We start from the raw sequence: 23,696 nt of genomic DNA on the forward strand, positions 1-23,696 counted from the left end.
GACCGGTCAACCCCGTCCATATACTCCCGGCATGCTCCGCGGAATCCAGGCTCTCAGCCGGCCCCTGACCAGGGTATACCGTGCCTTGGCGGTGATCGGTGTCCTGGCAGCATCGTTGCTGGCCTCATGGGTCGGCGCTGTCCCACAAGTGGGTCTGGCAGCAAGTGCCCTGCCGACCTTCGCGCACGTGGTCATCGTGGTGGAGGAGAACCGCTCGCAGGCCGCCATCATCGGTAACAAGTCGGCTCCCTTCATCAATTCGCTGGCCGCCAACGGCGCGATGATGGCCCAGGCGTTCGCCGAAACACACCCGAGCGAACCGAACTACCTGGCACTGTTCGCTGGCAACACATTCGGGTTGACGAAGAACACCTGCCCGGTCAACGGCGGCGCGCTGCCCAACCTGGGTTCTGAGTTGCTCAGCGCCGGTTACACATTCATGGGGTTCGCCGAAGACTTGCCTGCGGTCGGCTCCACGGTGTGCAGTGCGGGCAAATACGCACGCAAACACGTGCCGTGGGTCAACTTCAGTAACGTGCCGGCGACACTGTCGGTGCCGTTTTCGGCATTTCCGCAGCCGCAGAATTACCCCGGCCTGCCGACGGTGTCGTTTGTCATCCCTAACGCCGACAACGACATGCACGACGGCTCGATCGCCCAAGGCGACGCCTGGCTGAACCGCCACCTGTCGGCATATGCCAACTGGGCCAAGACAAACAACAGCCTGCTCGTTGTGACCTGGGACGAAGACGACGGCAGCAGCCGCAATCAGATCCCGACGGTGTTCTACGGCGCGCACGTGCGGCCCGGAACTTACAACGAGACCATCAGCCACTACAACGTGCTGTCCACATTGGAGCAGATCTACGGAGTGCCCAAGACGGGTTATGCGACCAATGCTCCGCCAATAACCGATATTTGGGGCGACTAGCCGCCGTCGCTATTCTGTGCCGCATGGTTGCTGACCTCGTACCCATCCGCTTGAGCCTGTCCGCTGGTGACCGCTACACGCTGTGGGCTCCTCGCTGGCGGGATGCCGGCGACGAGTGGGAGGCGTTCCTGGGCAAAGACGACGACCTGTATGGCTTCGAGAGCGTCTCTGACCTGGTCGCGTTCGTGCGCACCGACACCGAGAACGACCTGGTCGACCACCCGGCATGGCAAGACCTGACCGGAGCCCACGCGCACAACCTCAATCCGGCCGAAGACAATCAGTTCGACCTGGTCGTCGTCGAGGAACTGCTGGCTGAGAAGCCGACGGCGGAGTCAGTGGCCGCGCTGGCCGCCTCATTGGCGATCGTATCCGCCATCGGATCGGTGTGCGAACTGGCGGCAGTGTCGAAGTTCTTCAACGGCAATCCCATCCTGGGCACGGTTTCCGGCGGGCTCGAACACTTCACCGGAAAAGCCGGCCATAAACGCTGGAATTCGATTGCCGAGGTCATCGGACGCAGCTGGGACGACGTGCTCGCGGCCATCGACGAGATCATCAGCACCCCCGAGGTCGACGCTGAGCTGTCGGAAAAGGTCGCCGAGGAGTTGGCGGAGGAGCCCGAGGGCGCCGAGGAAGTGGCGGCGGAGGTGGAGGCCACGCAGGACACGCAGGAGGCGGCCGAGTCCGACGACGAGGAAGCCGACGCACCCGGTGACAGTGTCGTACTGGGCGGCGATCGGGACTTCTGGTTGCAGGTGGGCATCGACCCGATCCAGATCATGACGGGCACCGCCACCTTCTACACGCTTCGCTGTTACCTGGATGATCGACCGATCTTCCTGGGCCGCAATGGTCGGATCAGTGTGTTTGGCTCCGAGCGGGCATTGGCCCGCTATCTTGCCGATGAGCACGACCACGACTTGTCGGACCTGAGCACCTACGACGACATCCGCACGGCCGCCACCGACGGCTCGCTGGCGGTTGCCGTTACCGACGACAACGTCTACGTGCTCAGTGGGCTGGCCGACGATTTTGCCGACGGGCCGGACGCGGTGGACCGTGAGCAGCTCGACCTGGCCGTCGAGCTGCTCCGCGATATCGGCGACTACTCCGAGGACAGCGCAGTCGACAAGGCACTCGAGACAACCCGCCCGCTGGGCCAGCTGGTGGCCTATGTGTTGGACCCCGACTCGGTCGGCAAACCCACGACCCCGTATGCGGCGGCTGTCCGTGAATGGGAGAAATTGGAAAGGTTCGTGGAGTCGCGGCTCAGGCGCGAATAGGCACCGTCAGCCGGCGAAGGCTAGCCGCCGCGGCGCTTGCCGATGTCCAGGGCACACGCGGCGAGGATCGCATCCCAGTCTTCGATGTTGAAATGGCCCTTGCCGTGCGCCCAGTGCAAATCAACGTGCGGAATCGCGCGCTGCAGGTACTCGCCCATGGCGCGTGGCACGAAGGAGTCACGATCACCCAGCCAGATATGGGTAGGCACGGCCACCTCGGCGAGGTCGAAACCCCACGGCCGAAATTGCAGAAATGATTCATAGGCTGCGCCGCGGCTGCCCTGTCGGAACGCTTCGAGCTGGATGGCGCGCAGGTGGCGGCCGAAGCGTTCGTCGCTCAGCAGGTGCTTGTCGGCCGCGGGGACCGCAGCCGCCAACAACGTAGAAAACAGCCCGGGCGTGTATTTCCCGCACCAGCCGAGCGGGGCAAACAACGCACCGAATAGCCGCGGCCCGCTTCGCGCCAACCGCGCGTAGCACCGATCGGCCGCGTTGAGGCTGCGCATGATATCCGGCGTCGCCAGTGGACCCCATGGTCCGAGCGCGCCGACGAACGCTAGTCGGGTCCGCGGGATGACGGCACCGCAGGCGAATAGGTGCGGTCCCGCGCCCGAGTGCCCGACCACCCCGAACTCCTCCAGCTCGAACGCGTCAGCCAGGGCACACACGTCCGCGGGTGTCGGCGGCCACGTCAGACTGCCCAGTGATGGCCATATAAGTGCCCGCTGGCGGTCATGAAAACTGCCCGCTGGCGGTCACGAGATCTGCCCAGTTGATTTGTTCGTCCCGCGTGCCTGCGAGGTGCGGGGGCCCCTCCTCGGGTGCGCTGAACGGTGCCAACCGTTGTTCAGCTCCCGAGGAGGGGTGAAGTGAAGTCTGCCGAGGAGATCATGGAAATTCTGGAAGCCTACGATTTGACCGGTTCGTTGCGTGATGCGGCGGAACTGGCGGGGTGCTCGCATCACACGGTCGCCGAGTATGTGGCCGCGCGGGAGCGGGGCGAGTTGACGCCCGGGCGCGCGGCGCGGCGGGAGATGCTGGTGGATCCGTATCTGGACAAGCTCGAGGAGTGGGTCGACCGCTCGCGGGGCAAGGTCCGCGGCGATGTCGCCCACGAGAAGCTGGTCGCGTTGGGGTATGCGGGTTCGCAGCGTACGACACGGCGGGCGGTCGCCGAGGTCAAGGCAGCGTATCGGGCGGGGCGACGGCGGGTGCACCGTCCGTGGATCACCGAGCCGGGGATGTGGTTTCAGTACGACTTCGGGGATGGCCCGCGCGTGAGAGGTGTTGGCACGCAATTGTTTTGCGCGTGGCTGGCGTGGTGCCGGTTTAGGGTGGTGCTGGCGCTTTTGGATAAGACACTGCCATCGGTGATGGCCGCGATCGATACAACGCTACGCGTCTTCGGTGGGGTGCCCACCTACGCGTTGACCGATAACGAGAAGACCGTGACCAGCGAGCATGTCGCGGGGATACCGGTGCGCAACGCCAAGATGCTGGACTTCGCCCGCCATTACGGGCTCACGATCGCCACCTGCGTGCCGGCCGATCCGGCCAGCAAGGGCGGCTCGGAAAACGCGGTCAAGATCGCCAAGGCCGATCTGGTGCCCTGTGAGGCCAACCTGCTACCGGAATACCACAGTTTCGCCGAGCTGCAAGCGGCGTGCGCGACGTTTTGCCAGCAGGTCAACAATCGCCCGCATCGGGTCACGCGGCGCATCCCGGCGGAGATGCTGGCCGAGGAACGCGCCCGGTTACACCCGTTACCCGCCCATCCCTACACCGCGGCGTTCGGGGTGACCCGCACGGTGCCGCCCAACACCGCGATGATCACCTTTGAGCACGGGTCGTATTCGGTGCCGCACACCTTGTGCGGGCAGACGGTGTGGGTGCGGGCCCACGACCAGCAGGTAGTGGTCGTGCACCTCGGCCATGCCGGCCCAGTCGAAGTCGCCCGCCACCAGCGCACCACGCCGGGTAACCCGCGGGTGGATGACGCGCATTTCCCACCCCGGCCCAAGGGGCCGCTGGGCCGAACACCACGCGCGAAAACTGTTGCTGAGGCGCAGTTTTTGGCTCTCGGTGACGGGGCAGCATTGTGGTTGACCGAGGCCGCCGCCGCGGGATGCTCGCGGATTCGGGCCAAGATGGCCGGGGCGGTCGATTTGGCCGCACTGCACGATCGGGGCAGCGTGGACCGCGCCTTGGGCCAAGCCGCGACCGCGGGCCGGTTCGGCCACGGCGATCTGGCCGCCATCGTGGCCCATCAGGCCGGCGACCCCGACCACCACAGCGCCTCGCAGCCCGCCCACGCGGGCGAGTACAACAGCCTGGCCCAAGGCACCGGTGGCTGGGCGAAGCTCGGTGAGCAGGAGGCCAACTAACGATGGCCTACCTCGACATCTCCTTTAAGACCACATCGATCCTGCTCAACACCTGCGGCGCCGACGATCCCGACCAACTGGTCGGCGTGGCCGCCGCAGAACTGTTCCAGTGGGCGTGGCTGATCGGCGAGCTCGCCAGCTGGCTCGCCGACGCTGACGAGCACACCCACGCCGACTTCGACCGGTTCTTCAGCAGCTACCGCGGCGTCGACAAGACCGCAGGGTTGGCCACCCACATCGCGCAGCGCATCGCCGCGCTGCTCGACGGGGACCGGAGCCAGCCATGAGCACAACAACACCGCCACCACCACCGCTAGACGACGAGCTGATGCGGCTGCTCAAGCGGATGCGGCTGCCTTACATCCGCAACGCCGCACCCGAGCTGCTGGCCACCGCCAAGGCGCAACGCTGGGACCCTGCCGAGGTGCTCAAAGCGCTTCTGACCGAAGAGGTCAACGGGCGAGACCGCTCCGCGCTGGCCATCCGCCGCACGCGGGCCGGTTTTCCCACCGGTAAGACCTTCGCCGCGTGGGACCCCGCACTGTCGTCCATCCCCGCACCCACCCAGGCCGCGTTGCGCACCCTGGAATGGATCCACCGACGCGAAAACCTGGTGGTCTGCGGGCCGTCGGGCACCGGCAAGACGTTCCTGCTCGAAGCCCTCGGCCAACAAGCCGTCGAAACCGGGCTCCACGTCGCGTGGTTTAGCCTCGAACAACTCGGCGCCCTGGTGCGCCGGCACCGCGCCGACGACACCGTCACCAAAGCCATCAGCCGTATCCTGCGTGCCGATCTGGTCGCGGTTGATGACATCGGCCTGCTGCCGGTCGGCACCGACGCCGCCGAAGGGCTCTACCGGCTTGTCGACGCCGCTTACGAGAAACGCTCCATCGCACTATCAAGCAATCTTCACCCGGCAGGATTCGACGAGTTGATGCCCAAGACACTGGCCACCGCCACCGTCGACCGGCTCCTGCACCACGCCCACGTCTGCCAGACCAGTGGCGACAGCATCCGACTTACCCAAGCCATGGCCGGCAAGGGGGTGAACGCCTTGACCTAACCCCCAGCCACGTCTGGTGGCCGCCAGCAGGCAGATCTCGTGGCCGCCAGCGGGCAGTTCTCATGACCGCCACTGGGCAGTTCCCCATGTCCCTTGACACGCGGGCCAATCGCGAAAATTGCGTCCCGCTTGAAAGGTGGAGCGCCCGTACCCGGGCCGATCAATCGCTATCAGTCGGAAGCCGGTGCGCCGCGCGGCACCATCGGCGAAGGCCCCCTCGAGCCGCGAACTTGGCGTGCCGTGGAAGTAGAACGCTGGGTAGCCGGTGCTATCACCCCATTCCAGGTAGGCAAGCGCCCGCCTGTCGGGCAGCATGAGCACATCCGCCTCGTCGGTGCGAATGCGCTCGGGCAGCGATGGCGGTGGCCCGGTCAAGAGCACACCAGCGATGGTATGCCGATCAGAGTCGATTCAGTGCGCGTGCCATGCACGAGTCCTCGAGGAACCGATAGCGCCTAGGCTGGGACTGCCGCAACCACAGCCGATCCAGCGCTGAACGCACGATCCGGCGAACGGGTGTGCGGGTAACAGCCTTGTCGATGTCGATGGTGGAGGCGCTGTCGCCGTTCATGACAGGTTCCCTTCAAGCGTCCTGCAAGCGGTTGCCAAAGCCGTCGCCTATTTTCTGTCATCGGACGGCGCGATCCATCGGCACGGGAGCGTAAATCTGCCCCGCCGGGGGTCGTAGCTTGCCGGGGGCACGCCCGGGTTTATACGCGTATTCGCTGATGCGGCCCGGTCAACGAGCGCTATGCGCCGCCACCGGCAGCCGGGGGCGGCGGCGCAGCACCGGGATCGTCAAGCACGGGACCTTCGAGGATGGGTCCGGGGTAGTCGCGGCTGTGGTCGGGGCCGTCGCTGTCGCGGTGGAAGTCGTCATGGCAGGTGTAGGGATCCCAGTTGGGCCCCCATGCGGGGTCGAAAGGCTGCCCCGGGCACCAGTAGTAGTCGGGCACCGGCGCGGTTTGGGCTGCGGACTGCGCGCCGACCCCGAGACCCGCCACACCCGTGGCCAGGATGCACGCCGCCAGCATGAGCGTGCGGCACGCGAACCGGTACATGCGATGACGGTACGAAAGCGATCTGGCAAGCAACTGGACGCTAGGTGCGATATACCAGAGAACTTGCTGATTACTCGCTGTGACCCATGAGCGCCGCGAACCGCGGCTTGATCACTTCGTCGATTATCGCCAGCCGCTGGTCGAACGGAATGAACGCGGATTTCATCGCATTGACGGTGAAGCGCGCCAGGTCGCTCCAGCCATAACCGAAAGCCTCTACCAAACGATGCATTTCGAGGCTCATCGAGGTGTCGCTCATCAGCCGGTTGTCGGTATTGACGGTCACCCGGAACCGGGCCCGAGCCAGTAGGTCGAACGGATGCTCGGCGATGCTTGAGACCGCGCCGGTCTGCACGTTGGAGCTGGGGCACAGCTCCAGCGGAATTCGCTTGTCCCGCAGGATAGCTGCCAGCCGACCCAACTGGAAACCGCCGTCGGCATCCACGTCGATGTCGTCGACGATCCGCACCCCGTGACCCAGCCGGTCGGCACCGCAGAAGGCGATCGCCTCGTGGATGGACGGCAACCCGAACGCCTCACCGGCATGAATCGTGAAGCGCGCGTTGTGATCACGCATGTACTCGAATGCATCCAAGTGCCGGGTTGGCGGGTGGCCGGCCTCCGCGCCGGCGATGTCGAATCCGACAACTCCCTTGTCCCGGAACCGGATCGCCAACTCTGCGATCTCCCGGGACATTGCGGCGTGCCGCATCGCGGTGACCAGACAGCGGACGGTGATGGGTTGACCATCGGCGGCACACGCCTTCTCGCCGGCGGCGAAGCCCGTCAGAACGGTGTCGACGACGTCGTCGAACGACAGCCCGCAGCTGATGTGCAGCTCCGGCGCGAACCGCACCTCGGCATAGACCACCGAATCGGCGGCCAGGTCTTGCGCGCATTCGAAGGCGACCCGATACAAGGCCTCGGGAGTCTGCATCACCGCCACCGTGTGCGAAAACGGTTCCAGGTAGCGCTCCAGCGAGCCGCTGTGCGACTGGGTGCGAAACCAACTTGCCAGCGCGTCGACGTCAGTTGCCGGCAGGTCGTCGTATCCGACCTGCCCGGCAATGTCCAGCACGGTGGCCGGCCGCAGCCCGCCGTCGAGGTGATCGTGCAGCAACGCCTTGGGGGCTAGCCTGATCGTCTGCAGGGTCGGCGCAGCGGTCATCAGACGATCCGATCGACGATTAGCGGCCGCACGCGCGGCGGACTGTCCCGGATACTCCAACCGCCGGCCAGCTCGGCTCGCGCCGCACCAAAGCGCTCGGGAGCATTCGTGTAGAGGGTGAACAACGGCTCACCGACCACAACCGGCTCCCCCGGGCGGCGATGAATCCGCACCCCCGCACCGTGCTGTACGCGTGCGCCCGGGCGGGACCTGCCCGCACCGAGTCGCCATGCCGCTAACCCCACTGCCATCGCATCGATGTCGCCCATTGTGCCGCTCGCGCCCGCCGTGACGGTTTCCGAATGCGAACCGATCGGCAACGGTTTCGACAAGTCACCTCCCTGCGCGGCAACCAACCGGCGAAACCGGTCCATTGCGGTGCCGTCCCGCAGCGTCTGGGCCGGGTCCCGGCCGTGGATCCCGGCAAGCTCGAGCATCTCGCCGGCCAGCCGCAACGTCAGCTCCACCACGTCGGGCGGTCCGCCGCCGGCCAGCACCTCCAGCGCCTCGGCCACCTCGAGCGCATTGCCGACGGTTCGACCCAGCGGGCAGTTCATCTCCGTCAGCAGGGCACGGGTGGGCACGCCATGCGCCGCGCCCAGTTCGACCATGGTGTGCGCAAGTTCGCGCGCCTGCACTGGCGACCTCATGAAGGCCCCGGAACCAACCTTGACGTCGAGCACCAGTGCACCCGCACCCTCAGCCAGCTTCTTGCTCATAATCGAACTGGCGATCAACGGCAGCGATTCGACGGTGCCGGTAATGTCGCGCAGCGCATACAGCTTGGCATCGGCTGGCGCCAGCTGGCCGGCGGCGAAGATCGCGGCGCCGACGTCGCAAAGCTGCTCGCGCACCCGCTGGTTGGACAGATTCGCGGTGAACCCGGTGATGGATTCCAGCTTGTCCAGGGTGCCGCCGGTGTGGCCGAGTCCGCGGCCCGACGCCTGGGGCACTGCGCCACCGCAGGCGGCGACGACGGGCACCAATGGCAGCGTGATTTTGTCACCTACCCCGCCGGTGGAATGCTTGTCCACGGTCGCTAGTGGCAGATCGGTGAAATCCAGCCGGGCACCCGAGGCCAGCATGGCCGCCGTCCATCTGGCGATCTCGCCGCGGTCCATGCCCCGCCAAACGATCGCCATCAGCAGCGCCGACATCTGTTCGTCGGCGACCCGGCCGTCGGTATAGGCCTTGACGACCCAGTCGATGGCGGCGTCGGACAACCGGCCGCCGTCACGTTTGGTGCGGATGACGGTCGGGGCGTCGAATGCGAAGTCGGTCACCGGCGTTCCCGGGGGAGGTCGTCGAGGCCGAAGGCGTCGGGCAGCAGGTCGCCGAGCCGGCGGGGTCGCACCGGATGGTCGATCAGTAGCTCGGAACCCCCGTGTTCGAGCAGCACCTGACGGCATCGCCCGCACGGCATCAGCACGGATCCATGGCCGTCGACGCAGGCCAGCGCGAGCAGCCGGCCGCCGCCGGTCGAATGCAGGGCGCACACCACCGCACATTCGGCGCACAAAGTCAAGCCATACGAGACGTTTTCCACGTTGCATCCGGTCACCACGCGACCATCGTCGACCAGTGCGGCCGCACCCACCGCAAACCGCGAATACGGCACATAGGCTCCGGCTGCTGCCTGGGTTGCATTGCCCCGCAGCATATTCCAATCGACATCAGGCATTCGGCAACCCCGCTCGTCGATGGGCCGACTAAGAAAAGCCAGCCTAACCCCGGATCCACACACGATCCCGATCGGACTGTTCGACACCGCGGGCAACCTGGCCAAGTTAAGCTCGATTGCCCGGCTCTAGCTGTTCGATAGTGCTTTTAAGGGGTTTGCCAGCGGTGAATACAACGGCGACAACCGTCTCGCGCGGGCGGCGGCCACCTCGGACCCTGTATCGGGGAGATCCCGGTATGTGGTCGTGGGTATGCCATCGCATCAGCGGCGCGACGATTTTCTTCTTCCTGTTTGTCCATGTCCTGGACGCCGCCATGCTGCGGGTGAGCCCGCAGACCTACAACGCGGTGCTGGCGACCTACAAGACCCCGATCGTCGGCCTGATGGAGTACGGCCTAGTCGCCGCGGTCCTTTTTCACGCACTGAACGGGATTCGGGTCATCTTGATCGATTTCTGGTCGGAAGGCCCGCGCTATCAGCGGCTGATGTTGTGGATCATCGGCAGCGTCTTCCTCTTGCTGATGGTTCCGGCAGGCGTGGTGGTGGGCATCCACATGTGGGAGCACTTCCGATGAGCGCCCCGGTCAGACAGCGCAGCCATGACCGTCCAGCCAGCCTGGACAACCCACGATCACCACGGCGGCGTGCCGGCATGCCCAACTTCGAGAAATTCGCCTGGCTGTTCATGCGGTTTTCCGGTGTTGTGTTGGTGTTCCTGGCGATCGGGCACCTGTTCATCATGCTGATGTGGGACAACGGCGTGTATCGCCTGGACTTCAACTTCGTTGCCCAACGCTGGGCGTCGCCGTTCTGGCAGACCTGGGATCTGCTGTTGTTGTGGCTGGCGCAGCTGCACGGCGGCAACGGTCTGCGCACCATCATTGACGACTACAGCCGCAAAGGCACCACCCGATTCTGGCTGAACTCGTTGCTGGTGTTGTCCATGCTGTTCACCCTGATGCTGGGAACCTACGTGATAGTGACATTCGACCCGAACATCTCCTGAAAGGCCCGGAAGGAGCACATGATCACGCCACCTCTCCCCCGCAAGCGGGCGGTACCCCCACCTCATCGCTGCGGCCCCCTCGTCGCTTCGCGGCTGGGGGTGCCCCCACTGCATCGTCGGCGGCGGCGTTGATCTGCCAACACCGATACGACGTGGTGATCGTCGGCGCGGGCGGTGCCGGGATGCGCGCCGCGGTCGAGGCGGGTCCGCGGGTGCGTACCGTGGTGCTGACCAAGCTGTATCCCACCCGCAGCCACACCGGCGCGGCCCAGGGCGGCATGTGCGCCGCGCTGGCCAACGTCGAGGACGACAACTGGGAGTGGCACACGTTCGACACCGTCAAGGGCGGCGACTATCTCGCCGACCAGGACGCCGTGGAGATCATGTGCAAGGAAGCCATCGACGCGGTGCTCGACCTGGAGAAGATGGGGATGCCGTTCAACCGCACCCCCGAGGGCCGCATCGACCAGCGCCGCTTCGGCGGGCACACCCGCGACCACGGCAAGGCCCCGGTGCGCCGGGCCTGCTACGCGGCCGATCGCACCGGCCACATGATTCTGCAGACGCTGTATCAGAACTGCGTCAAGCACGACGTCGAGTTCTTCAACGAGTTTTACGCGCTGGATTTGGCTTTGACTCAAACGCCGTCGGGCCCGGTGGCCACCGGGGTGATCGCCTACGAGCTAGCGACCGGTGACATCCATGTCTTTCACGCCAAGGCCGTCGTGATCGCGACCGGCGGCTCGGGCCGCATGTATAAGACCACGTCCAACGCACACACCCTGACCGGCGACGGCATCGGCATCGTGTTCCGCAAGGGACTTCCCTTGGAGGACATGGAGTTTCACCAGTTTCACCCTACCGGCCTGGCCGGTCTGGGCATCTTAATCTCCGAAGCGGTGCGCGGCGAAGGCGGCCGGCTGCTCAACGGGGAAGGTGAGCGTTTCATGGAGCGCTACGCCCCGACGATCGTCGACCTAGCGCCCCGCGACATCGTCGCCCGTTCGATGGTGCTGGAAGTGCTGGAGGGACGCGGCGCCGGACCGCTAAAGGACTACGTCTACATCGACGTCCGCCACCTGGGCGAGGAAGTGCTCGAGGCCAAGCTGCCCGACATCACCGAGTTCGCCCGCACCTACCTGGGCGTGGATCCGGTCACCGAGCTGGTGCCGGTCTACCCGACGTGCCACTACCTGATGGGCGGCATCCCGACCACAGTCACCGGGCAGGTGCTGCGGGACAACACCAGCGTTGTCCCGGGCCTGTATGCGGCCGGCGAGTGCGCGTGCGTGTCGGTGCATGGCGCCAACCGGCTGGGCACCAACTCGCTGTTGGATATCAACGTCTTCGGTCGTCGGGCCGGCATCGCCGCCGCCAGTTATGCGCAGGGTCACGACTTTGTCGACATGCCGCCCAACCCGGAGGCCATGGTGGTGGGCTGGGTCAGCGACATCCTGTCCGAACACGGAAACGAGCGGGTCGCCGACATTCGCGGGGCGCTGCAGCAGTCGATGGACAACAACGCCGCGGTGTTCCGCACCGAGGAGACCCTGAAGCAGGCGCTCACCGACATCCACGCGCTCAAGGACCGCTACTCCCGAATCACGGTGCACGACAAGGGGAAACGCTTCAACACCGACCTGCTGGAAGCCATCGAGCTGGGATTTTTACTGGAGCTGGCCGAGGTCACGGTGGTCGGCGCTTTGAATCGCAAGGAGTCCCGCGGCGGTCACGCCCGCGAGGACTATCCCAACCGCGACGACGTCAACTACATGCGACACACCATGGCCTACAAGGAAATTGGGGCCGATAAGGAGGGCCCCGAGCTGCGCAGCGATGTCCGCCTTGATTTCAAACCCGTCGTGCAGACCCGTTACGAACCCAAGGAACGGAAGTACTAATGAGCGTCGAGCCGGACGTCGAAACTTTGGATCCGCCCCTACCGCCGGTACCGGACGGCGCGGTGATGGTGACCGTCAAGATCGCCCGGTTCAACCCCGACGACCCCGACGCGTTCGCGGCCACCGGCGGCTGGCAGAGCTTCCGGGTGCCCTGTTTGCCCAGCGATCGGCTGCTCAACCTGCTCATCTACATCAAGGGCTACCTCGACGGCACGCTCACCTTCCGGCGATCCTGCGCCCATGGGGTGTGCGGCTCTGATGCCATGCGCATCAACGGGGTGAACCGGCTGGCCTGCAAGGTGCTGATGCGTGACCTGCTGCCGAAGAAGAAGGGCAAATCGTTGACCGTCACGGTCGAGCCGATCCGCGGGCTACCGGTGGAAAAGGACCTGGTGGTCGACATGGAGCCGTTCTTCGACGCCTACCGGGCGATCAAACCGTACCTGATCACCAGCGGCAACCCGCCCACCCGCGAACGGATCCAGAGCCCGACCGACCGCGCCCGCTACGACGACACCACCAAGTGCATCCTGTGCGCGTGCTGCACCACCAGCTGCCCGGTGTTCTGGCACGAGGGCAGCTACTTCGGCCCGGCGGCGATCGTCAACGCGCACCGCTTCATCTTCGACAGCCGCGACGAGGCCGCCGCCGAGCGCCTCGACATCCTCAACGAGGTCGACGGGGTGTGGCGCTGCCGCACCACGTTCAACTGCACCGAATCCTGCCCACGGGGCATTGAGGTGACCAAGGCGATCCAGGAGGTCAAGCGCGCGCTGATGTTCACCCGCTGAGGGCTTGCGCGAGCAGACGCAAAATCGCCCGAAAACCAGTGGTTTTGGGCGATTTTGCGTCTGCTCGCGCAGCCGGGTCTACAGCGTTGCCAGGTGCTGTTTGGTTGCGCCAGGAACCGCAGTCAACGCAATAGCCTGATCGAAGGTGACAAACCGGCCATCATGAGCGACCGCGAGGGCCAGCAAGTACGCGTCGGTGACCTGTTTGGGGCTGTGCAGGCGGGAACGATCGATGACCTTCGAGTCGAGAATGCTGACGGTGCAGGACCAGAACTCGTGATAGCGCGTGTGCGTCGCACGAGCCAACAAGTCGATGGCATGGGCTACCGAGATCGGGCTGGGATAGCGCGGTTGGCTGATGACGCGGACGAACCCGTTTTGGGTGATCGCACAGGAAGCCCATCCCCGCTCGATCTGCCCGGTGATCCACGCTCGGGCGCGCTCGTGGTCGACGTGATCGCGGTCCAGCAGCGCCAGTAGCACGTTGACGTCCAACAGCGCTCGCATCGATCACACGGCCTCCTCGTCACGAAGCCGATCGATCAGCGCGTTCGATACCGCTCCACCGCGATGAGGCAGGGGTTCGAAGCCATGAAAGGCGTCCTCCTGGCTCGCCGCAGGCTGGGGATTCTGGTTGGTTAACGCTTGCCGGGCCAGATCCGACAGGATTTCACCCGCGGTGCGCTTCTCCCTGCGTGCCCGTTCCTTCACGGCCAGCAATACATCGTCGTCGATGGATAACGTGGTGCGCATGCATCAGATGCTACCGCACCAATCTGGGCGCAACGCGTCTACAGGATGGCCAGCGCTTGCGGCATTGAGAATCTCCTTCGTGGGGTGCACTCCCGCGCGAGGTAGGGGCCGACGACCACCGTCTATGCCCCTGGCAACGGTGAGCGCCGCGCGATCATGATCCGCGACGGCGCCGAGTCGCAGCTACCCTGCCCCTCGTGTACAACGGTGAAATCGGCAGGAAGCAGACACGCCGGCTCTCCCGGCTTGACACGTCGCTTCGCGCTGGCTGTGCCCGCCTCGGCGCCACTGAGAGCCAGCGACTCCCATGCCAATACGCCGCCTGGCATCACCGCCTCACAGGCGCGGTGAAATATCGCCGCATCCCAAAAGAGCCTGCTGAGCACCAGCGCGAAACGCGTCTCGCCGGGTTCCCAGCAGCCCAGGTCGGCCTGCACGAGGTTGAGCCGATCGGCCACGCCTCGACGCACGGCCTCGCTTTCCAGCTGCAGCAGCGCGACATCGGACACATCGATTGCGGTGACCTGGCGGCCGTGGGCGGCCAACGCCAGTGCGGTACCCGATCGACCGCTGGCTAACTCCAGAACGGGACCGTCCGGAACGCCTGCTCTGAGGACATCGGCGAGCCAAGGCACCGGGGCAAACGGCGCGTGCGCCGAACCCGCGCGTTCGTATCGCGCGTTCCAGTCGACGCGGTTCGGGTGCTCCCGCAGCGCCGGATCCGTCTGCACGCTCATGGCCGATTGGCCACCCACTCAACACCGTCGAGTGCGAACTCCTTCTTCCATATCGGCACATCCTGTTTGAGCCGCTCGATGCACATGCGAGCGGCGTCGAACGCGGCCGCGCGGTGAGGAGCCGAAGCACCGATGACAACCGCCGCATCACCGATGCGCAATTCACCGGTCCGGTGTGCCACGGCAACTCGCACACCGTCGGCCTGTCGTTCACACTCTTCGATGATGTCCATCAGCGTGCGGTGCACCATGGCCGGATAGGCCTCGTAGTACAACTTGGTCACTTCGTGGCCGTTGTTGTTGTTACGCACGGTTCCCACGAAGATGACGGCGCCGCCCTGGGAAGGTCCAGATATCGCGTTGAGCACTTCATCGACGCTCAGCGGCTCATCGGTGAGCCGGCAGTAGACATCGGAGCCCCCGGCAACCTGCGGTATGAACGCCACCGTGTCGCCATCGTCGAGAATCGTTGATGTCGGCGCTATGGATTCGTTAACGGCCATCCGCACTCGCTTGCGAAAATCAGCAAGGGGCGGATAGTCGATTTGCAATTGGTCGACTAAGCCGTCGACTGTGGTGCCGCTTTCGAGTGAGATCTTCTCGTGAGCGACCTTGCACGCTTCGCGAACCGCGCCAAAGTAGAGCACATTGACAGTAATCATTCAACATCCATCCTCGGTGGAGCCACCATCGCTGGGTTTGACGTCCGCGTCGTGCCGCCGGTAATGACCCGATCGGCCACCGCTTTTTTCGTCCAATCTGATATCCGTGATCGTCATGGCACGGTCGACTGCTTTGCACATGTCGTAAACCGTGAGCGCTGTCACCGTAACGGCGGTCAACGCCTCCATCTCCACACCCGTACGTGCCACCGTGGTCACCGTCGCCGCAATCGAGAGCCGGTCCGCACCCTGCGGCTCGAGCGTGACGGTGACCGCCTCGATCCCCAGCGGGTGACACAGCGGGATAAGCTCACCGGTCCGTTTGGCCGCCATAATGCCGGCTATCCGTGCGGTCGCTATGACATCGCCCTTTGCCGCGGTGCCGTGACAGATCATGTCCAGGGTCGACGGTTTCATCAGGACGGCCCCGGATGCCCGCGCTCGCCGCAAGGTCACCGCCTTCGCCGACACATCGACCATTCGGGCGGCGCCTTGTTCATCAAGGTGGGTAAGCACCCCATCGTGGTCGTTCACCGTGCCACCTGCTGGCTGCATTGCTCATCGTGCACTGCGCTGAAAGCCTCGGCGAGGTCGAAGTCGACGCGAGTCAAACAGTGCATCTGGCGCGTCCAACAAGTCAACCGCACCGACCGCTTGTTATGGACACAGATATCGGGGTGATGATTGAATTTGTCGGCGATGGCGGCGATCTTCGCCACAAATTTCATGGATTGATCGAAGCTCCCAAACCCAAATGTGTGGCGGAGCTTTCCATCGACGAGCTCCCACCCGGGCAGTGCCGTCAACCTCTCGGACAGCTCCCTGTCGGTGAGAGCCGACAGCCTGCCGCAGCACACGTCGTGAAGGCTTGACTCCTCACATCGACTGACGTTGCCGTGTGCCATGGTTCCCTCCTGGACTTGGTTGGGTTGATGGTGGATGTCGCACCTGGTCGCCCAGCGAGTGCGCGCATGCGGGCATGGGCACCAGACCGGCCGGAATTATCCGCCTCTGGTGTGCATCTCCAGATGTGGGTCGCGTTTCAAGCGGGACACCGGAAGAAAGACCTGTCGCGTTCGTTGGGCCAAGCGTTGTTCTGCCCCACGGTTCGCGCGGTCCCGCCAGCCACGCTGCAGAATCTGCACAACGTCATTGGCGGACGCTCCCGCACGCACGGATTCCCGCAAATTGATGCCGGACAGGGCGTAAAGGCAATGTAGCCAGATGCCATCGGCGGTCAGTCGCGACCTGTCACAGGTTGCACAGAATGGCTCGGTGGTCGAAGCAATGATGCCGAATGTTGTTCCGTCCGGCAATCTGTAGCGGTTCGCGGGCGCGGAATCGTACTTCGGCAAGGCCGCGATGGGACCGTATTTCTTCTCGAGAGTTGACAGCATCTGCGCTTTCGTGAAGACCTTGTCCATCGACCATTGCGTCGCACCGCCGACGTCCATGTATTCAATGAATCTCACCTCGGCATTGACGTTGCGAGCGAATTCGATCAGATCGGACAACTCATCATCGTTGAAGCCACGTATCACCACGGAATCAAGCTTCGTATCGGTGAAGCCCGCCGCCGCAACCGCCTCAATGCCTTCGATAACTTTATAGTGGGTCCCGCGCTGGCTGATTGCTTTGAACCGGTCCGGCCGCAACGTATCAAGACTAATGGTGATGCGCCGCATGCCCGCCGATTTTAACTTTCTGGCCTGGTCCGCGAGCAGCACGCCATTAGTTGTGATCGCCAAATCCTGTAAACCGCTGCCATCGCCAACTTTCGCGCTTATAACCTCAATGATTGCCGCCAGATCCGAGCGGATCAGCGGTTCTCCACCGGTGAGCCGAATTTTATCGACACCGACAGCGATAAATGCATCGACGATCAGGCTGATTTCGTCCACAGACAGCAGATCCGCCCGCGGCAACCAGGCGTACTCGGCCTCGGGCATGCAGTAGCGGCAGCGGAGGTTGCACTGATCGATCACAGAAAGCCGCAGATCACCCATGGTGCGACCACAGCGGTCCCTGATGGGGGATTCATTGATGCACAAGCCGGACCGGCTCACCGAGGCGACATCCGTGATCTGATAGCGCGACTGTTCCGGTCCGGACAATGCTGGATGAAAAACCCGAGTCATTGGATAGCTCCGCCGACAAGGCCACCGACGGCGATGGGCGACGCCAGGCATCCCCGCAGGGATCTAGGACATCGGGCGTTATCGGGGGCTGGCCGCGGCGATGGCGCCCGCGAAGACCATCGCAACACGTTTCGCGTGCACACTGGCACCACATGCCTCCTTCTCATTCGGGCGCTTTCCGGGGTTCACGTTCATTACTGTTCAACACCGGCCTCAATGGAATCTCAATGCGCACGGCGCACGACCGGATTCGGCGGCGCATGTGGGTCCGGCAAGGCAACGGCCACCCGTTGGCCGTTCATCCACGACGGTGACCCGAATTCCCGACAGTGATGTCGAGAAGCCAGGTAGCTCCGGTTCGGTGTCGAGCACCGGGCCGGAGGTCGCCGCACGGCGTCATGGTAGGCGTTGCGGGTGCGACCGCAATCGGTCACCGCCACGTTCCAAATCGGTCACACTTGACACCCGTCATGTCGGCGGAGCCGGTATTCTTCGAATTCGAGCTTTCCCCATCAGGCCCTGGCGCCCGGTGAATCGCTCATCAAACGGACCCGCGACCGACGAGGATTGTGATGGCCCGAAACGAACTCCGGTTCGGTATTCTCGGACCGCTAGAGATAAGCGCAGGTTTCCGCAGTCTACCGTTGGGCACACCGAAGCAACGTGCGGTCTTGGCGACGCTGATCATTCATCGTAATCGCCCGGTTGGGATCGACTCGTTGATCGACGCGGCTTGGGAGCAGGACCGGCCGGAGGGATCACGAGCGACCGTGTATACGTATGTCTCGAATTTGCGTCGGTTGGTAAGCACCACGGGGGCGGATTCGCACAGCATCTTGGCTAGCGCACCGCCAGGGTATCGACTCGCCGTTGCCGATAACCAATATGATGTGGCACGTTTTATCAGCCAAAGGTCGGCCGGGCTGCGCGCCGCCGCTGCCGGTTCTTTCGAACAGGCCAGTGACCATTTGTCGGCCGCGCTGGCCGAGTGGCGCGGCCCGGTCCTGGACGATCTGCGTGAATTCAGCTTTGTCACCCGCTTGGCCAACTCATTGGTTGAAGACAAAATCATCGCCCACACAGCTCTCGCGGAGGCTGAAATCGCCTGCGGGCGTGCCGATTCAGTGATCAGCGAGCTCGAGGAGCTGATCCTGGAGCATCCTTATCACGAGGCCCTGTGGCGGCAACTCATCGCCGCATACTATGTCTCGGAACGTCAATCCGATGCCCTGGACGCCTACCGGCGATTAAAGACCAGCCTGGCCGAAGACCTCGGCGTCGACCCGGGACCCAAGGTACGCACGCTATACGAGCAAGTGCTGCGCCAACAAGCACTGGACACGCGAGTCGTCGTCCAGGCTGCCGCAGGAGATATCATCAGGGCCCTCGAACACTCTCCCGGCATGACCGACCGTTCGCCGCGCGCCGCAATACGCGACGCCGCGGGGCACCGGTCTCCACTTGGCCGGTTGCCCCTTCGTATCGGGCGTAGCAAAAGTAACGACATGGTGCTGCCGGACGGCAAAGTCAGTCCCTACCATGCCGTTATCGTCAACACCGGTGAAAGCTTCATGATCACCGACCTGCGATCGGTCAACGGCGTCTACGTGCGTGGGCGGCGCATCGCGACCACAGCCACCCTCAACGACGGCGACCACATTCGCATCGGCGACCATGAACTCACGTTCGAGGTCATACCGCACGAATCGGGCCGTTAGCCGGCGGGTTTGCCCATCCCCGGTTCTGCGCCCACCCGCGCCTACCCTTCGGTGGGCAGGCCGGCTCGCCGACCCGCCGCGGACACCAGGATGCCTACCGTGCTGGCACCAGCACATTCTCGTCGTATTGCCTCACCAGGTCTTCGACCACGGTCTGCCACGAGGCATCGTCCACGCAGAGGCGGCTGGCGGTAAGTACTAGCCGGTCGGGACTTCCGGGGAGCAGAGAAACCGCGAACAACCTGCCGGTGTACATATCGAAGCTCGCGCTGTGCCGTGCGATCACCTCCGCGACGGCGGCTCCCGGGGGTTCCACTCCCCAGCCCCACCCGCCGCCGCCCGGGCGAGAAGTCAAGGTGTCAACGCGCGGCTCGAATACGGTGCCAAGGGCCGGATGGGCGTCGAAGACCGCCTCCACCGCTGTGCGGATACGCCCCTGGTCCACCCGTGAGTTCGCAATCAGAACGTCGGTGTGCGCGCCAGGCTCGATGTCCTCGAGCCTGGGAAGCTCAACGAAATACGAATACGACATGACCACAGACTCCGGCACACCCCTCAGCGAATTCTTGGCAACTTCTTGGACCGGGGCCGAGCAGACGCAAAAGCACCCCATTTCGGCACGAAATGGGGGCCCTTTGCGTCTGGACCGCCAGGGCTTGCCGGGTTTGATCAGCTCGGTCTTGTATAGGCCGTTGATCGTCTCGGCTAGTGCATTGTCATAGGAGCTTCCGACCGCTCCGACCGACGGTTGGATGCCTGCCTCGGCGAGCCGCTCGCTGAACCGGATCGATGTGTACTGAGATCCCCTATCCGTATGGTGGATAACGTCTTTCAGGTCGAGTACGCCTTCTTGTTGGCGGGTCCAGATGGCTTGCTCGATCGCGTCGAGGACCATGGAGGTGGCCATCGTGGAAGCGACCCGCCAGCCCAGGATCCTGCGAGCGTAGGCGTCGGTGACAAAGGCCACGTAGGCGAACCCTGCCCAGGTCGACACATAGGTGAGGTCTGCTACCCACAGCCGGTTAGGTGCTGGTGGTCCGAAGCGGCGCTGGACGAGATCGGCGGGACGGGCTGTGGCCGGATCAGCGATCGTGGTCCTGCGGGCTTTGCCGCGGGTGGTCCCGGACAGGCCGAGTTTGGTCATCAGCCGTTCGACGGTGCATCTGGCCACCTCGATGCCCTCACGGTTCAGGGTTAGCCACACTTTGCGGGCACCGTAAACACCGTAGTTGGCGGCGTGGACGCGGCTGATGTGCTCCTTGAGTTCGCCATCGCGCAGCTCGCGGCGGCTGGGCTCCCGGTTGATGTGGTCGTAGTAGGTCGATGGGGCGATCGGCACACCCAGCTCGGTCAGCTGTGTGCAGATCGACTCGACACCCCACCGCAAACCATCGGGGCCCTCGCGGTGGCCCTGATGATCGGCGATGAACCGGGTAATTAGCGTGCTGGCCGGTCGAGCTCGGCCGCGAAGAAAGCCGACGCGGTCTTTAAAATCGCGTTCGCCCTTCGCAATTCGGCGTTGTCCCGCCGCAAGCGCTTCAGCTCAGCGGATTCTTCGGTCGTGGTCCCGGGCCGTGCGCCGGCATCGACCTGCGCCTGGCGCACCCACTTACGCACCGTCTCCGCGCAGCCAACACCAAGTAGACGGGCGACCTCACTGATCGCTGCCCACTCCGAATCGTGCTGACCGCGGATCTCTGCGACCATCCGCACCGCCCGCTCACGCAGCTCCGGCGGGTACCTCCTCGATGAACCACCTGACATGACCCCATCCTTTCCAAGAACTGGAGTCTCCGGACATGCCGGGGCGGTTCAAGAGGCAACCACCATGGTTGTTGTTGGAACCGATGCGCACAAGTACAGCCACACCTTTGTGGCCACCGACGAAGTGGGTCGCCAACTCGGTGAGAAGACCGTCAAGGCCACCACGGCCGGGCACGCCACAGCCATCATGTGGGCCCGTGAACAGTTCGGCCTCGAGCTGATCTGGGGCATCGAGGACTGCCGCAACATGTCGGCGCGTCTGGAGCGTGACCTACTGGCGGCCGGCCAGCAGGTGGTGCGGGTACCCACCAAGCTGATGGCCCAGACCCGCAAGTCGGCGCGCAGTCGGGGCAAGTCGGATCCGATCGATGCGCTGGCGGTGGCGCGGGCGGTGATGCGTGAAACCGACCTACCCCTGGCCACCCACGACGAGACGTCGCGGGAGTTGAAGTTGTTGACTGACCGTCGAGATGTCCTTGTGGCCCAACGCACGTCGGCGATCAACCGGTTGCGCTGGCTCGTCCATGAACTCGATCCCGAGCGGGCACCGGCAGCACGCTCGCTCGATGCCGCCAAGCACCAGCAGGCCCTGCGGACCTGGCTGGACACCCAGCCAGGATTGGTCGCCGAACTCGCGCGCGCCGAGCTGACCGACATCATCCGGCTCACCGGCGAGATCAACACCCTGGCCCAGCGCATCAGCGCCCGAGTCCACCAGGTCGCCCCCGCACTGCTGGAAATCCCTGGCTGCGCGGAGCTGACTGCAACCAAAATCGTCGGCGAAGCCGCCGGAGTGACCCGGTTCAAAAGCGAAGCCGCCTTCGCCTGCCATGCCGCAGTGGCTCCCATCCCGGTGTGGTCGGGCAACACCGCCGGCCAGATGCGGCTCAGCCGCTCGGGCAACCGCCAGCTCAACGCCGCCCTACACCGCATCGCACTGACCCAAATCCGGATGACCGACAGCCGGGGCCAGGCCTACTACCAAAGGCTGCAAGACGCCGGGAAAACCAAACGCGCAGCACTACGCTGCCTCAAACGCCGCCTAGCCCGCACCGTCTTCCAGGCCCTGCGCACCGTCCACCAGCCCAGCTCCGAACACACCCAACCCGCGGCCGCTTGACATAGGAGCTATTGCTCGTCACACCTCGGCGAGCCACCTCGTCTAACGGATATGACACAGAAAACCCGCATCCAGCCCCTACCTCCCAAGCGAGCCGGCCTGTTGATCCGCGCAATGTATCGGATCGCCAAGCGGCGCTTCGGCGAAGTTCCCGAGCCGTTCACGGTCACCGCACATCATCGGCGGCTGCTGATCGCCAATGTGGTGCACGAAGCCCTGCTGCAGCGAGCGTCGCGGAAGCTACCGCCCAGCGTCCGTGAGCTGGCGGTGTTTTGGACCGCCCGCAGCATCGGCTGCTCGTGGTGCGTGGACTTCGGAGCCATGCTGCAGCGCCTGGACGGGCTGGACGTGGACAGGCTCACGGACATCGACAATTACGCCACCTCATCGAAATTCAGCGACGACGAACGCGCCGCCATCGCCTACGCCGAGGCGATGACCGCAGACCCGCATTCGGTGACCGACGAGCAGGTGGCCGACCTGCGGGCCCGCTTCGGCGAGGCCGGCGTGATCGAGCTGACTTACCAGATCGGCGTGGAGAACATGCGAGCCCGGATGAATTCGGCGCTGGGCATCACCGAGCAAGGCTTCAATTCCGGTGATGCCTGCCGCGTCCCGTGGGCTGCGCCCGACGTTCCTTCAGCGGAGAGCCGGTGAACTTGTCGGGATTGGCGATATCCCACAGCGCGCACACCTTTCCGTCGCGCACGGTTATCGCGGTGATCCGCGGCGCCATCGCCCGATACCCGTCGACCCCGGGTAAGCCCGCCGTGTAGGCGCCGAGCTCTCCGTTGACCAGCGCCAGCTGATTCGCGCCGAAGAGCCCCGGGCCGTAACGCTGGACCAGCCCGAGTATGAACCGGACCACCTTGTCGGATCCGCGGACGGCCCGTACCGCGGTGGGCGCCTTGCCATTCGAATCGCCGGTAAACGTCACGTCGGGATGCAGCAGCGACACCACCGTGTCCAGGTCACCAGCGGCCATGGCGGCCATCAGCCGGCCGACCACCTCGTTGTGGGCCGGATCCGGATCCCCCGATATCAGGGCGGGCTGCGCCGTGACGGCCTTGCGGGCCCGCGACGCCAGCTGGCGCGCGGCGGCCTCGCTGGTTCCCAGCACCTCGGCCACTTCGGCAAACGGCACGGCGAACCCGTCGTGCAGCACGAACGCGACCCGCTGATCAGGGCGCAGCCGCTCCAGCACCACCATGGCCGCGAACCTGGCGTCCTCGGCGGCCACCACGGCGGCCAACGGATCGGTCGCGTCCAAGCCGGTGACCACCGGTTCGGGCAGCCAGGTGCCGGTGTAGGTCTCCCGCCGGTGCGCCGCCGACCGCAACTTGTCCAGACCCAGCCGGCTCACCACGGTGGTCAGCCAGGCCCGCGGGTCGGCGATCACGGTGTCCTGTGAGTCCCAGCGCAGCCAGGCCTCCTGCACGATGTCCTCAGCATCGGCGACCGTGCCGGTCAGCCTGTAGGCGACCGACATGAGATGCTGTCGCAGTGCCTCGAATTCGGAAACCTCCATCGAG

24 protein-coding genes and 4 pseudogenes are annotated in these 23,696 nt (G+C 64.7%); 11 read left to right on the plus strand and 17 right to left on the minus strand.

Translation table 11 applies throughout. The features are described 5' to 3' along the window. Positions 1-31: 31 nt before the first annotated feature. A complete protein-coding gene (sapM, locus tag MCAN_RS17520; RefSeq protein ID WP_014001677.1) occupies positions 32-931 on the plus strand; it encodes a phosphatidylinositol-3-phosphatase SapM in 900 nt (299 codons plus the stop codon). A gap of 23 nt (positions 932-954) precedes the next feature. Next, positions 955-2,217 carry a protein export chaperone SatS gene (satS, locus tag MCAN_RS17525; RefSeq protein WP_014001678.1) on the plus strand — a complete coding sequence of 421 codons (1,263 nt, stop codon included), beginning with the start codon at positions 955-957 and terminating at the stop codon, positions 2,215-2,217. 20 nt (positions 2,218-2,237) lie between these two features. On the opposite strand, the pseudogene MCAN_RS17530 reads toward satS, so the two are convergent. Continuing rightward, positions 2,238-2,894 (minus strand): annotated as a pseudogene (locus MCAN_RS17530) (alpha/beta fold hydrolase); the annotation flags it as partial. 192 nt (positions 2,895-3,086) lie between these two features. Here MCAN_RS17530 and istA point away from each other — a divergent pair. The 3 genes from istA to istB are packed head-to-tail and all read left to right on the plus strand — an operon-like array spanning position 3,087 to position 5,664. After that, entirely contained in the window at positions 3,087-4,601 is a 1,515-nt protein-coding gene (gene istA, locus MCAN_RS17535) for an IS21 family transposase (protein ID WP_014000067.1), read from the plus strand. Between the two features lie 2 nt (positions 4,602-4,603). Further along, the gene (locus tag MCAN_RS17540) at positions 4,604-4,888 is read left to right on the plus strand and encodes a hypothetical protein (RefSeq protein WP_014001192.1); all 285 of its coding nucleotides are present in this window, start codon (positions 4,604-4,606) and stop codon (positions 4,886-4,888) included. After that, on the plus strand, positions 4,885-5,664 hold the full coding sequence (gene istB, locus MCAN_RS17545) for an IS21-like element helper ATPase IstB (protein ID WP_014000068.1): 780 nt from the start codon (positions 4,885-4,887) through the stop codon (positions 5,662-5,664). Before MCAN_RS17540 ends, istB begins: the two co-directional genes overlap by 4 nt. A gap of 99 nt (positions 5,665-5,763) precedes the next feature. Here the strand turns inward: istB and MCAN_RS17550 are convergent. The 6 genes and pseudogenes from MCAN_RS17550 to MCAN_RS17570 form a co-directional block, all read right to left on the minus strand. Next, a pseudogene (locus MCAN_RS17550) lies at positions 5,764-6,039 on the minus strand (alpha/beta fold hydrolase); the annotation flags it as partial. A 25-nt stretch (positions 6,040-6,064) separates the two neighbouring features. Further along, on the minus strand, positions 6,065-6,235 hold the full coding sequence (locus MCAN_RS21920; protein WP_003900015.1) for a hypothetical protein: 171 nt from the start codon (positions 6,233-6,235) through the stop codon (positions 6,065-6,067). Between the two features lie 178 nt (positions 6,236-6,413). Next, the gene (mtp, locus tag MCAN_RS17555; protein ID WP_003417257.1) at positions 6,414-6,725 is read right to left on the minus strand and encodes a pilin structural subunit Mtp; all 312 of its coding nucleotides are present in this window, start codon (positions 6,723-6,725) and stop codon (positions 6,414-6,416) included. 70 nt (positions 6,726-6,795) lie between these two features. Continuing rightward, positions 6,796-7,893, minus strand: a complete 1,098-nt coding sequence (locus MCAN_RS17560) for an adenosine deaminase (RefSeq protein WP_014001679.1) — start codon at positions 7,891-7,893, stop codon at positions 6,796-6,798. Further along, complete coding sequence (locus MCAN_RS17565; RefSeq protein ID WP_014001680.1) at positions 7,893-9,176, minus strand: thymidine phosphorylase; 1,284 nt, start codon at positions 9,174-9,176, stop codon at positions 7,893-7,895. The genes MCAN_RS17560 and MCAN_RS17565 overlap by 1 nt, the downstream gene beginning before the upstream one ends. Beyond that, the gene (locus tag MCAN_RS17570; RefSeq protein WP_003417264.1) at positions 9,173-9,574 is read right to left on the minus strand and encodes a cytidine deaminase; all 402 of its coding nucleotides are present in this window, start codon (positions 9,572-9,574) and stop codon (positions 9,173-9,175) included. Before MCAN_RS17570 ends, MCAN_RS17565 begins: the two co-directional genes overlap by 4 nt. A gap of 236 nt (positions 9,575-9,810) precedes the next feature. Between MCAN_RS17570 and sdhC the strand changes: the two genes are divergently transcribed. From sdhC to MCAN_RS17590, 4 genes are all read left to right on the plus strand, one after another. Next, a complete protein-coding gene (sdhC, locus tag MCAN_RS17575; protein WP_003417267.1) occupies positions 9,811-10,149 on the plus strand; it encodes a succinate dehydrogenase, cytochrome b556 subunit in 339 nt (112 codons plus the stop codon). Beyond that, positions 10,146-10,580, plus strand: coding sequence for a succinate dehydrogenase hydrophobic membrane anchor subunit (locus MCAN_RS17580; RefSeq protein ID WP_014001681.1), 435 nt, complete (start codon positions 10,146-10,148; stop codon positions 10,578-10,580). The genes sdhC and MCAN_RS17580 overlap by 4 nt, the downstream gene beginning before the upstream one ends. 128 nt (positions 10,581-10,708) lie before the next feature. Continuing rightward, positions 10,709-12,481, plus strand: a complete 1,773-nt coding sequence (gene sdhA, locus MCAN_RS17585) for a succinate dehydrogenase flavoprotein subunit (protein WP_014001682.1) — start codon at positions 10,709-10,711, stop codon at positions 12,479-12,481. After that, complete coding sequence (locus tag MCAN_RS17590) at positions 12,481-13,272, plus strand: succinate dehydrogenase iron-sulfur subunit (protein WP_003417279.1); 792 nt, start codon at positions 12,481-12,483, stop codon at positions 13,270-13,272. Before sdhA ends, MCAN_RS17590 begins: the two co-directional genes overlap by 1 nt. 78 nt (positions 13,273-13,350) lie before the next feature. Here MCAN_RS17590 and MCAN_RS17595 read toward each other — a convergent pair whose 3' ends face one another. From MCAN_RS17595 to moaA, 7 genes are all read right to left on the minus strand, one after another. Next, positions 13,351-13,779: a type II toxin-antitoxin system VapC family toxin gene (locus MCAN_RS17595; RefSeq protein WP_014001683.1), complete on the minus strand. Its 429-nt coding sequence runs from the start codon at positions 13,777-13,779 to the stop codon at positions 13,351-13,353. Between the two features lie 3 nt (positions 13,780-13,782). Continuing rightward, positions 13,783-14,025 (minus strand): ribbon-helix-helix domain-containing protein, encoded by a 243-nt coding sequence (locus MCAN_RS17600; RefSeq protein ID WP_003417286.1) that lies wholly within the window; start codon positions 14,023-14,025, stop codon positions 13,783-13,785. 122 nt (positions 14,026-14,147) lie between these two features. Further along, entirely contained in the window at positions 14,148-14,762 is a 615-nt protein-coding gene (locus MCAN_RS17605; RefSeq protein WP_014001684.1) for a methyltransferase domain-containing protein, read from the minus strand. Continuing rightward, positions 14,759-15,424, minus strand: a complete 666-nt coding sequence (gene moaD, locus MCAN_RS17610) for a molybdopterin converting factor subunit 1 (protein ID WP_014001685.1) — start codon at positions 15,422-15,424, stop codon at positions 14,759-14,761. Before moaD ends, MCAN_RS17605 begins: the two co-directional genes overlap by 4 nt. Then, entirely contained in the window at positions 15,425-15,958 is a 534-nt protein-coding gene (gene moaC, locus MCAN_RS17615; protein ID WP_003417293.1) for a cyclic pyranopterin monophosphate synthase MoaC, read from the minus strand. It abuts the gene before it with no gap. Next, positions 15,955-16,329, minus strand: coding sequence for a 4a-hydroxytetrahydrobiopterin dehydratase (locus MCAN_RS17620; RefSeq protein ID WP_003417295.1), 375 nt, complete (start codon positions 16,327-16,329; stop codon positions 15,955-15,957). Before MCAN_RS17620 ends, moaC begins: the two co-directional genes overlap by 4 nt. 96 nt (positions 16,330-16,425) lie before the next feature. Continuing rightward, a complete protein-coding gene (gene moaA, locus MCAN_RS17625; RefSeq protein WP_041180153.1) occupies positions 16,426-17,562 on the minus strand; it encodes a GTP 3',8-cyclase MoaA in 1,137 nt (378 codons plus the stop codon). A 572-nt stretch (positions 17,563-18,134) separates the two neighbouring features. Between moaA and MCAN_RS17635 the strand changes: the two genes are divergently transcribed. Beyond that, on the plus strand, positions 18,135-19,280 hold the full coding sequence (locus MCAN_RS17635) for a BTAD domain-containing putative transcriptional regulator (RefSeq protein WP_003417299.1): 1,146 nt from the start codon (positions 18,135-18,137) through the stop codon (positions 19,278-19,280). 94 nt (positions 19,281-19,374) lie between these two features. On the opposite strand, the gene MCAN_RS23995 is transcribed toward MCAN_RS17635, so the two are convergent. Both MCAN_RS23995 and MCAN_RS22220 read right to left on the minus strand, forming a co-directional pair. Further along, positions 19,375-19,812 carry a condensation domain-containing protein gene (locus MCAN_RS23995; protein ID WP_015288514.1) on the minus strand — a complete coding sequence of 146 codons (438 nt, stop codon included), beginning with the start codon at positions 19,810-19,812 and terminating at the stop codon, positions 19,375-19,377. A 111-nt stretch (positions 19,813-19,923) separates the two neighbouring features. Continuing rightward, a pseudogene (locus MCAN_RS22220) lies at positions 19,924-21,044 on the minus strand (IS3-like element IS6110/IS987 family transposase); the annotation flags it as partial. A 64-nt stretch (positions 21,045-21,108) separates the two neighbouring features. On the opposite strand from MCAN_RS22220, the pseudogene MCAN_RS23725 reads away from it, so the two are divergent. Beyond that, positions 21,109-22,821: pseudogene (locus MCAN_RS23725) on the plus strand (IS110 family RNA-guided transposase). Here MCAN_RS23725 and sigJ read toward each other — a convergent pair. Beyond that, a complete protein-coding gene (sigJ, locus tag MCAN_RS17665; protein WP_003417413.1) occupies positions 22,754-23,692 on the minus strand; it encodes a sigma-70 family RNA polymerase sigma factor SigJ in 939 nt (312 codons plus the stop codon). The pseudogene MCAN_RS23725 and the gene sigJ overlap by 68 nt on opposite strands. Between the last annotated feature and the right edge of the window lie 4 nt (positions 23,693-23,696).

The sequence above is a fragment of the Mycobacterium canetti CIPT 140010059 genome (assembly GCF_000253375.1).
In the GTDB taxonomy this organism is placed as follows: Bacteria; Actinomycetota; Actinomycetes; order Mycobacteriales; family Mycobacteriaceae; genus Mycobacterium; species Mycobacterium tuberculosis.

Excerpts from the sequence above, each read along its gene's own strand:
- sapM (WP_014001677.1), top strand. The coding sequence starts at position 32 with ATGCTCCGCGGAATCCAGGCTCTCAGCCGGCCCCTGACCAGGGTATAC.
- satS (WP_014001678.1), top strand. The coding sequence starts at position 955 with ATGGTTGCTGACCTCGTACCCATCCGCTTGAGCCTGTCCGCTGGTGAC.
- MCAN_RS17540 (WP_014001192.1), top strand. The coding sequence starts at position 4,604 with ATGGCCTACCTCGACATCTCCTTTAAGACCACATCGATCCTGCTCAAC.
- istB (WP_014000068.1), top strand. The coding sequence starts at position 4,885 with ATGAGCACAACAACACCGCCACCACCACCGCTAGACGACGAGCTGATG.
- MCAN_RS21920 (WP_003900015.1), bottom strand. The coding sequence starts at position 6,235 with ATGAACGGCGACAGCGCCTCCACCATCGACATCGACAAGGCTGTTACC.
- mtp (WP_003417257.1), bottom strand. The coding sequence starts at position 6,725 with ATGTACCGGTTCGCGTGCCGCACGCTCATGCTGGCGGCGTGCATCCTG.
- MCAN_RS17560 (WP_014001679.1), bottom strand. The coding sequence starts at position 7,893 with ATGACCGCTGCGCCGACCCTGCAGACGATCAGGCTAGCCCCCAAGGCG.
- MCAN_RS17570 (WP_003417264.1), bottom strand. The coding sequence starts at position 9,574 with ATGCCTGATGTCGATTGGAATATGCTGCGGGGCAATGCAACCCAGGCA.
- sdhC (WP_003417267.1), top strand. The coding sequence starts at position 9,811 with ATGTGGTCGTGGGTATGCCATCGCATCAGCGGCGCGACGATTTTCTTC.
- MCAN_RS17580 (WP_014001681.1), top strand. The coding sequence starts at position 10,146 with ATGAGCGCCCCGGTCAGACAGCGCAGCCATGACCGTCCAGCCAGCCTG.
- MCAN_RS17590 (WP_003417279.1), top strand. The coding sequence starts at position 12,481 with ATGAGCGTCGAGCCGGACGTCGAAACTTTGGATCCGCCCCTACCGCCG.
- MCAN_RS17595 (WP_014001683.1), bottom strand. The coding sequence starts at position 13,779 with ATGCGAGCGCTGTTGGACGTCAACGTGCTACTGGCGCTGCTGGACCGC.
- MCAN_RS17600 (WP_003417286.1), bottom strand. The coding sequence starts at position 14,025 with ATGCGCACCACGTTATCCATCGACGACGATGTATTGCTGGCCGTGAAG.
- MCAN_RS17605 (WP_014001684.1), bottom strand. The coding sequence starts at position 14,762 with ATGAGCGTGCAGACGGATCCGGCGCTGCGGGAGCACCCGAACCGCGTC.
- moaD (WP_014001685.1), bottom strand. The coding sequence starts at position 15,424 with ATGATTACTGTCAATGTGCTCTACTTTGGCGCGGTTCGCGAAGCGTGC.
- MCAN_RS17620 (WP_003417295.1), bottom strand. The coding sequence starts at position 16,329 with ATGGCACACGGCAACGTCAGTCGATGTGAGGAGTCAAGCCTTCACGAC.
- moaA (WP_041180153.1), bottom strand. The coding sequence starts at position 17,562 with ATGACTCGGGTTTTTCATCCAGCATTGTCCGGACCGGAACAGTCGCGC.
- MCAN_RS17635 (WP_003417299.1), top strand. The coding sequence starts at position 18,135 with ATGGCCCGAAACGAACTCCGGTTCGGTATTCTCGGACCGCTAGAGATA.
- MCAN_RS23995 (WP_015288514.1), bottom strand. The coding sequence starts at position 19,812 with ATGTCGTATTCGTATTTCGTTGAGCTTCCCAGGCTCGAGGACATCGAG.
- sigJ (WP_003417413.1), bottom strand. The coding sequence starts at position 23,692 with ATGGAGGTTTCCGAATTCGAGGCACTGCGACAGCATCTCATGTCGGTC.